General features: G+C 71.9%; 7 protein-coding genes. 6 read left to right on the top strand and 1 reads right to left on the bottom strand.

Annotated features, from left to right (window positions below):
• Window positions 1-356: 356 nt before the first annotated feature.
• The 4 genes from BWR60_RS35100 (at window position 357) to BWR60_RS35080 (ending at window position 3,488) form a co-directional block, all read left to right on the top strand.
• Window positions 357-731: a VOC family protein gene (locus BWR60_RS35100; RefSeq protein WP_144445867.1), complete on the top strand. Its 375-nt coding sequence runs from the start codon at window positions 357-359 to the stop codon at window positions 729-731.
• A gap of 78 nt (window positions 732-809) precedes the next feature.
• Complete coding sequence (locus tag BWR60_RS35090) at window positions 810-2,747, top strand: DHA2 family efflux MFS transporter permease subunit (RefSeq protein WP_218823828.1); 1,938 nt, start codon at window positions 810-812, stop codon at window positions 2,745-2,747.
• A gap of 88 nt (window positions 2,748-2,835) precedes the next feature.
• The gene (locus tag BWR60_RS35085) at window positions 2,836-3,075 is read left to right on the top strand and encodes a type II toxin-antitoxin system VapB family antitoxin (RefSeq protein ID WP_088157843.1); all 240 of its coding nucleotides are present in this window, start codon (window positions 2,836-2,838) and stop codon (window positions 3,073-3,075) included.
• A complete protein-coding gene (locus tag BWR60_RS35080) occupies window positions 3,075-3,488 on the top strand; it encodes a type II toxin-antitoxin system VapC family toxin (protein ID WP_088157841.1) in 414 nt (137 codons plus the stop codon). Before BWR60_RS35085 ends, BWR60_RS35080 begins: the two co-directional genes overlap by 1 nt.
• On the opposite strand, the gene BWR60_RS35075 is transcribed toward BWR60_RS35080, so the two are convergent.
• Window positions 3,485-5,704 (bottom strand): primosomal protein N', encoded by a 2,220-nt coding sequence (locus BWR60_RS35075; protein ID WP_088157839.1) that lies wholly within the window; start codon window positions 5,702-5,704, stop codon window positions 3,485-3,487. The genes BWR60_RS35080 and BWR60_RS35075 overlap by 4 nt on opposite strands.
• Window positions 5,705-5,783: 79 nt before the next feature.
• On the opposite strand from BWR60_RS35075, the gene fsa reads away from it, so the two are divergent.
• Window positions 5,784-6,476 carry a fructose-6-phosphate aldolase gene (gene fsa / locus BWR60_RS35070; RefSeq protein WP_088157837.1) on the top strand — a complete coding sequence of 231 codons (693 nt, stop codon included), beginning with the start codon at window positions 5,784-5,786 and terminating at the stop codon, window positions 6,474-6,476.
• A gap of 10 nt (window positions 6,477-6,486) precedes the next feature.
• Window positions 6,487-7,197, top strand: coding sequence for a DUF484 family protein (locus BWR60_RS35065; protein WP_088157835.1), 711 nt, complete (start codon window positions 6,487-6,489; stop codon window positions 7,195-7,197).
• Window positions 7,198-7,298: the final 101 nt, after the last annotated feature.

Below are 7,298 nucleotides of genomic sequence, written 5' to 3'. Positions count from 1 at the left end.
GAACACGCTATTGTGATGCCGCACGGTGTTGCTCCGGGTCGTGTCCAGGTGACGCGCCAACGTCCTGAACCCGAGCTGAATCAACACCGTGCGCCATGTCCACCTTTTCTTAACCGGACACCCGTGGGCTTGACCCGAGGATCCAGGGACGGCCAGAGCGGCTCTTGGTGGCCCCTGGATTGCCGGGTCAAGCCCGGCAATGACAATAAAGGTTGAGATTAGGGACTCTATCCACAACCCCAGAAGCTCAACCGGACACTCGTGGGCTTGACCCGAGGATGACAGCAAAAACACGTTGGCCGGAGGCCGGGGCGGGCCCGATGATGACCTTGCCCAGCCGATCGGAGAGCCCGGCCGTGACCATCCTGTCCCTGCATCATGCCAACCTGACCTTCTCGCCGGAGCTGGAGGCAGAGACGGTGCGGTTCTATGTCGAGACGCTGGGGCTGGAGCCGCTGCCGAAGCCGCAGGGCTGGCGTAGCCAGGGCGCCTGGCTGCGGGTCGGCGACGCCGAGATCCACCTGTCGCCAGACGCGCCCGGCCGGGCCGAGCAGCTGGCGGCGGACCGGCATCTCTGCCTGATCGTCTCCGACCTGGACGCGGCCGAGGCCCGGCTGCGCGCCGCCGCGGCGCCGATCGAGCACGACCCGCGCCCGCCGGCCGGCTATCGTCGCCTGTTCACCCGCGACCCGGCCGGCAACCGGCTGGAGCTGAGCGAACCGCCGCGCTGACCCGCCGCATCGCGCCCGTTGCCGAGCCCGACTGCCCGGATATATAGATAGACAACCTATCTATCTGGATGAGCGACCATGGCGGATCCTGCCTCCGATGTCCTCGCCGAGGCGATGCGGCCGGCGCTGCTGCGGCTGTACCGCCGGATGCGGCGGGAAACGCAGGACGGCGACGTCTCGCCGCTGCAGAACCTGCTGCTGGTGCTGATCATCAAGAATCCCGGCATCGGCATCGGCGCCCTGGCGGAGATCGAGGGGCTGCGCGGCCCGACCGTCAGTGGCCATGTCAAGCAGCTGGAGGCCGCCGGCTTGGTCGCCCGCACCCCACCCGACCCGCAGGACNCCGCAGGACCGCCGCCGCACCGGCCTGGTCGCGACCCCCGAGGGCGAGCGCCGGGCCGAGGCGCTGCGGCGGCAGCGCACCGACTGGCTGGCCCGCCGGCTGGACCTGCTGTCGCCGGAGGAGCGTCAGGCGATCGCGGCGGCGATCCCGGCCCTGGTCAGGCTCGGCGCATGACGCCCCCTGCCCCGGCCACCGAGCCCGAGGCGACATCCCGCGAGATCCGCTTCGTGCTGGTCGGTCTGATGATCGTGCTCGGGCTCAGCGCGCTGGACCAGAACATCGTCGCCACCGCTTTGCCCAGCATCGTCGGCGACCTCGGCGGCGGCACCCATCTGTCCTGGGTGGTGACGGCCTATGTCCTGGCCTCGACCGCAGTCATGCCGCTCTACGGCAAGCTGAGCGACCAGCATGGCCGCAAGCCGATGCTGACCCTGGCCGTGCTGCTGTTCCTGCTGGGATCGGCGCTGTGCGGCCTGGCCCAGAGCATGGCGCAGCTGATCGCCTTCCGCGCCGTGCAGGGGCTGGGCGCCGGCGGGCTGCTGCCGCTGGCCCAGGCCACCATCGGCGACCTGGTGCCGCCGGCCCAGCGCGGCCGCCGCCAGGGATCGGTGGCGGCGGTGTTCGCCGTGTGCAGCGTGGTCGGGCCGGTATTGGGCGGCGCGATCACCGACCTCCTCTCCTGGCACTGGATCTTCTTCGTCAACCTGCCGGTCGGCGCCGTGGCGCTGCTGGTGGTGCACCGCGCCCTGCGCCGCCCGCACCAGGCCCGCCAGAGGCGGATCGACTATCTCGGCGCCCTGCTGCTGACCGGCGCGACCACGGCCTTCCTGCTGCTGCTGACCCTCGGCGGGTCGCAATTCGCCTGGACCTCGCCCGAGATCCTCGGCATCGGAGCGGCCGTGCTGGCACTGGCGGTGCTGTTCGTCGCCCATGCCCGCCGCTTCCCCGACCCGGTGCTGCCGCTGCATCTGCGCCGCAACCGGGTCTTCGCCGTCGGCTGTCTGGTGCTGGCCCTGACCTTCATGGGCATGCTGGCCGCCAGCGTGTTCTTCCCGCTGTTCTTCCAGCTGGTGCTGGGGGTCAGCGCGGCGCGTTCGGGCCTGCTGACTGGGCCGCTGATGCTGGGGCTGGTCGCCGCCTCGATCGTCAACGGCCGGGTGCTGCTGCGCTCCGGCCGCTACAAGCCGGCGCAGACCGGCGGGCTGGCGCTGGCGACCCTGGCCTTCGGGGTGCTGAGCTGGGCGGCGTCGACCGCGCAGGGCATCCCGGTGATCGAGCCGGCGCTGATCGCCATCGGCATCGGCCTCGGCCTGGTGATGCCGAACATGACCATCGCGGTGCAGAACGCGGTGCCGCGCGAGGACCTGGGCGCTGCCACCGCCACCCTGGCCTTCTGCCGCTCGCTGGGCGGCGCGGTCGGCGTGGCCGCGGCCGGGGCGGTGCTGGCCGGGCAGCTGCGCCTGGCCGGGGGCGCCGAAGGCCTGGCCCAGGCCGGGCTGCGCCAGCTCGCCGCTTTGCCGCCGGGGGCGCATGCCGCCGCGGTCGACCTCTACCGCCACGCCATCGCCACCACCTTCCTGGCCGGCACCGGTGTCATCGCCGCGGCCTTCCTGGCCATCCTGTTCCTGCCGGAGCTGCCGCTGCGCGCCAGCCACGCACCGGCGAAGGGTTGACGCCGACGGCGGCGCCCTTCACATCCGGCGTATGGATAGCGATATAGTGGCGTATGGAAAGCCACCCATCTCTCGAGGAGGGCCGGTCGTGACACTGCAGATCCGCGACAGCCGGGCGCGCGAGCTCGCCCAGGAGCTGGCCTCCCGGCGCAATGTGACCATGACCGAAGCCGTCATCCAGGCGCTGGAGGCCGAGCTGCGCCGCGAGACGGAGAAGGAACCCCTCGCCGATCGCATCGCGCGGATTGCGGCCACCCTCGCCGCAGAGGCCGGGCCCAACCGCCATGTGATGAGCAAGGAGGAGATCGACGCCATGTGGGGCCATTGATGTTCATCGACACGTCGGCGATCGTGGCCCTTCTCGCAGGCGAACCGGACGCCGCCCGTTATGCCGACCTGATCGGCCAGACCGAGACACGTCTCACCTCGGGCCTTGTCATCCTGGAAGCGGCGATGCGGCTGTCGAGCATGCTGGATCTCGATCCGATCCTGGTCGAGACCCGCATTCGGGGCCTTCTTGACGACGCCAGCATCGCGGTCGTTCCGATCGACGGCGAGACCGCGACGGCAGCCGTCGCCGCCTTCGCCGCCTATGGCAAGGGCCGGGGCCACCCGGCGCAGCTCAACCTCGCCGACTGCATGTCCTATGCCTGCGCCCGGACGCACGGCGTGCCGCTGCTGTTCAAGGGCGACGACTTCTCGAAGACCGACATCCAGGCGGCGGGGGCCGGCCCAGCCTAGAGAAAACTGTACGGGTCGATGTCGACCTGCACCCGCACCGTGCCCGGCACCTGCACCCGCGACACCCATTCCGCCACCAGCGGCTGCACGCCGATGCGGCGGTCGGCCTTCAAGAGCAGGCGGCGGCGGTGGCGGCCGCGCAGCATCGCCAGCGGCGCGTCGGCCGGGCCCAGCACCAGGAGCCCCTCGCCCTGCGGCGCGGCCTGGCCGAGATCCCGCGACACCCGGTCGACCGCGCCGCGGTCGGGGCCGGAGACGATCAGCGCCACCAGCTTGCCGTAGGGCGGCAGGCCGCGCGACCGCCGCGCCTCCGCCTCCGACGCCAGGAAGCCGTCGCGGTCGTCGGCCACCAGGGTCTGCATCACCGGATGGTCGGGCATGAAGCTCTGCAGCAGCACCCGGCCCGGCTTCTCGCCGCGCCCGGCCCGGCCGCCGACCTGGTGCAGCAGCTGCCAGGTCCGCTCCGCCGCCCGCAGGTCGCCGCCGGCGAGGCCGAGATCGGCGTCGACCACCCCGACCAGGGTCAGGCCCGGGAAGTTGTGGCCCTTGGCCAGGATCTGGGTGCCGATCAGCAGGTTGACGGCGCCGCTGTCGAGATCCGCCGTCAGGTCGGCGATCGCCTGCGGGCCGGAGAAGGTGTCGGAGGCGACGATCTGCCAGCGCGCCTCCGGCAATGTCGCGTCGACCTCCTCGGCGATCCGCTCCACCCCCGGGCCGCAGGCGGCGAAGCTGCCCTCGGCCTGGCAGGACGGGCAGGCCTTGGGCAGCGGCGCGCGATGGCCGCAATGATGGCATTCGAGGCGCCCGGCCAGGCGATGCTCGACCAGCCAGGCGGTGCAGTGCGGGCATTCCAGGCGGTGGCCGCACTGCCGGCACAGGGTCAGGGGGGCGTAGCCGCGGCGGTTCAGGAACAGCATCGCCTGCTCCCCCGCCTGCAGCGTCTCCACCACCGCCTCGCGCAGGGTCGGCGACAGGAAGCGGCCGCGCGGCGGCGATTCGCGGCGCATGTCGATGGCGCTGACCGCCGGCAACCGCGCCGCGCCGTGCCGCGACGGCAGCTCCAGCGCGCCGTAGCGCCCGGCCTCGACATTGGCCAGCGTCTCCAAGGACGGGGTGGCCGATGCCAGCACCACCGGGAAGCCGCCGAGATGGCCGCGCAGCACCGCCATGTCGCGGGCCTGATAGACGACGCCGTCCTCCTGCTTGAAGGCGCTCTCATGCTCCTCGTCGACCACGATCAGGCCGAGATCGGGATAGGGCAGGAACAGGGCCGAGCGGGCGCCGACCACCACACGGGCCTCGCCGAAGGCCACGGCCCGCCAGTTGCGCCGGCGCTGGGTCGGGCCCAGTTCGGAATGCCATTCGGTGGGGCGCACGCCGAAGCGGGCGGCGAAGCGGTCGAGCCAATGCGCCGACAGCGCGATCTCCGGCAGCAGCACCAGCACCTGCCGCCCGGCCGCCAGCGCCGCCGCCACCGCCTCAAAATACACCTCGGTCTTGCCCGATCCGGTGACGCCGTCGAGCAGCGTGGTCGAGTAGGTGCCGTCGGCCACCGCGTCGATCAGCTGGTCCGCCGCCTCGCGCTGGGTCTCGCCCAGCACCGCGCGGGGCCGGGACAAATCGGGCTGCGGCACCGGGTCGAAGCCCGGCAGCAGCACGGTCTCGAGCAGCCCGGCCTCGGCCATTCCCTTGATCACGGCGGTGCCGCAGCCGGCCTCACGCGCCAGCTCCGCCGGCAGCCGCGCCGGCCCGTCCTCCAGCACATCCAGCACCCGCCGCCGGGCGGCGCTGAGCCTGGCGCCCTCGGGCGGCAGCCCGGCCCGGCGATAGGCGACGATGGGCTTCGGCGGCTCCAGCGCCCCGGTCGAGGACAGGGTCATGCGCAGCACCGCGCCAGGGGGCGACAGAGTGTAGCGGGCGACCCGGTCGATGAAGGTGCGCGCCACCTCCGGCAGCGGCGGCAGGTCGAAGCGGTGCAATACCGGCTTCAGCCGGGCGCGGGCGACTTGGCCGGTGCCCGGCCCCCAGACCACGCCGATCCGCCTGAGCCGGCCCAGCGGCACCTCGACGGCGCTGCCGGGCGCAAGATCCATGCCGTCCGGCACCGCGTAATCGTAAGCTTCCGCCAAGGGCAGCGGCAGCAGCACGCGGACCGTGGCAACCGCGCCACTCTCCCCCTCCGCCGGCGTCGCTGCTGTGGCCTCGGACTCCGCCATGGGCTAGACTTGCCCCCGCGGGCCGACATCGGTGCCGCGCACCGGCCCGAAGCGACCGCTGGCCATTGGAACGAGGCCCATGAAGTTCTTCATCGATACCGCCGACTTCAACGAAATCCGTGACCTGGCCGCGACCGGCCTGGTCGATGGGGTGACGACCAACCCCTCCCTGATCGCCAAGTCCGGGGCCAAGTTCCTGGACCTGATCCCGCAGATCTGCGAGGTGGTGAACGGGCCGGTCTCGGCCGAGGTCGCCGCGACCGATTTCGACACCATGCTGGCCGAAGGGCGCAAGCTGTCCAAGATCGCGAAGAACATCGCGGTCAAGGTGCCGCTGACGCCCGCCGGGCTCAAGGTCTGCCGCACCTTGTCCGACGCCGGCACCATGGTCAATGTCACGCTGTGCTTCTCGGCCGGCCAGGCGATCCTGGCGGCGAAGGCCGGCGCCACCTTCATCTCGCCCTTCGTCGGCCGCCTGGACGACGTCGGCGAGGACGGCATGGCGCTGATCGCCGACATCGTGCAGATCTATCGCCAGTACCCGGACATCAAGACCCAGGTGCTGGTGGCGTCGATCCGCGGGCCGCGCCACGTCATCGAGGCGGCCAAGCTGGGCGCCCATGTCGGCACCCTGCCGCCGGCCGCCCTGCGCGCGCTGTACAGCCACCCGCTGACCGACAAGGGCCTGTCCGCCTTCGTGGCCGACTGGCAGAAGACCGGGCAGAGCATCCTCGACGAGGCCGAGCTCGCCGCCGTCAAGAAGACGGCGTGAGGGCGGCCCGTTGGCACAGGAAGTGAAGCGGCCGGATGCCCCCGCTTTGACCGCGGCGGACGTCTCGGCCTGGCTGCTGGCCCATCCCGACTTCCTGGTCCAGCACCCCGATGTGCTGGCCAGGCTGGCCCTGCCGCCGCGGGACCGCGGCGAAGGGGTGATCGACCTGCAGGGCTTCCAGACCGAAAGGCTGCGGGGCCAAGTGGATCGGTTGAAGGAACAGCAGCGCGCCTTCATCGGTGCCAGCCGCGCCAACCACAACACCCAGAACCGGGTGCATGCCGCGATCCTGTTCCTGCTGGACGCGGACAGCTTCGAGCAGCTGATCCACACGGTGTCGACCGACCTCGCGGTGCTGCTCGACCTCGATGTGGTGACGCTGCTGGTCGAGGCGACGGAGGGCGAGGAATCGCCGCCGCACAGCGCCGAGGTCCGCATCGTCGGACCCGGCGAGATCGCCCATCGCCTCGGCGGGCAGGAGCTGATGCTCGAATCGGACACGGCCGGCGAGGAGGCGCTGTTCGGCGCCGGCGCCGGGCTGGTGCGCAGCCAGGCGGTGGTCCGGCTGAACGTCTCGCCCGAGGCGCCGGCCTGCGCGCTGGCCCTCGGCAGCCGCGACCCGGAGATGTTCCATCCCGGGATGCGGACCGAGCTGGTCGGCTTCCTCGGCCGGGTGCTGGAGCGCTGCATCCGCTCCTGGCTGACCCCCGGACAGGACTAGGCCGGCCGAGGAAGCCGACCAGCTCGGTCCGCATCCCGGGATGGAACATCTCCGGGTCGCGGCTGCCGAGGGCCAGCGCGCAGGCCGGCGCCTCGGGCGAG

This window comes from Inquilinus limosus (assembly GCF_002195995.1).
Classification (GTDB): Bacteria; Pseudomonadota; Alphaproteobacteria; order DSM-16000; family Inquilinaceae; genus Inquilinus; species Inquilinus limosus_C.
Note: the sequence above shows the minus strand (reverse complement) of the source record. Positions and strands in the feature narration are given on the sequence as shown.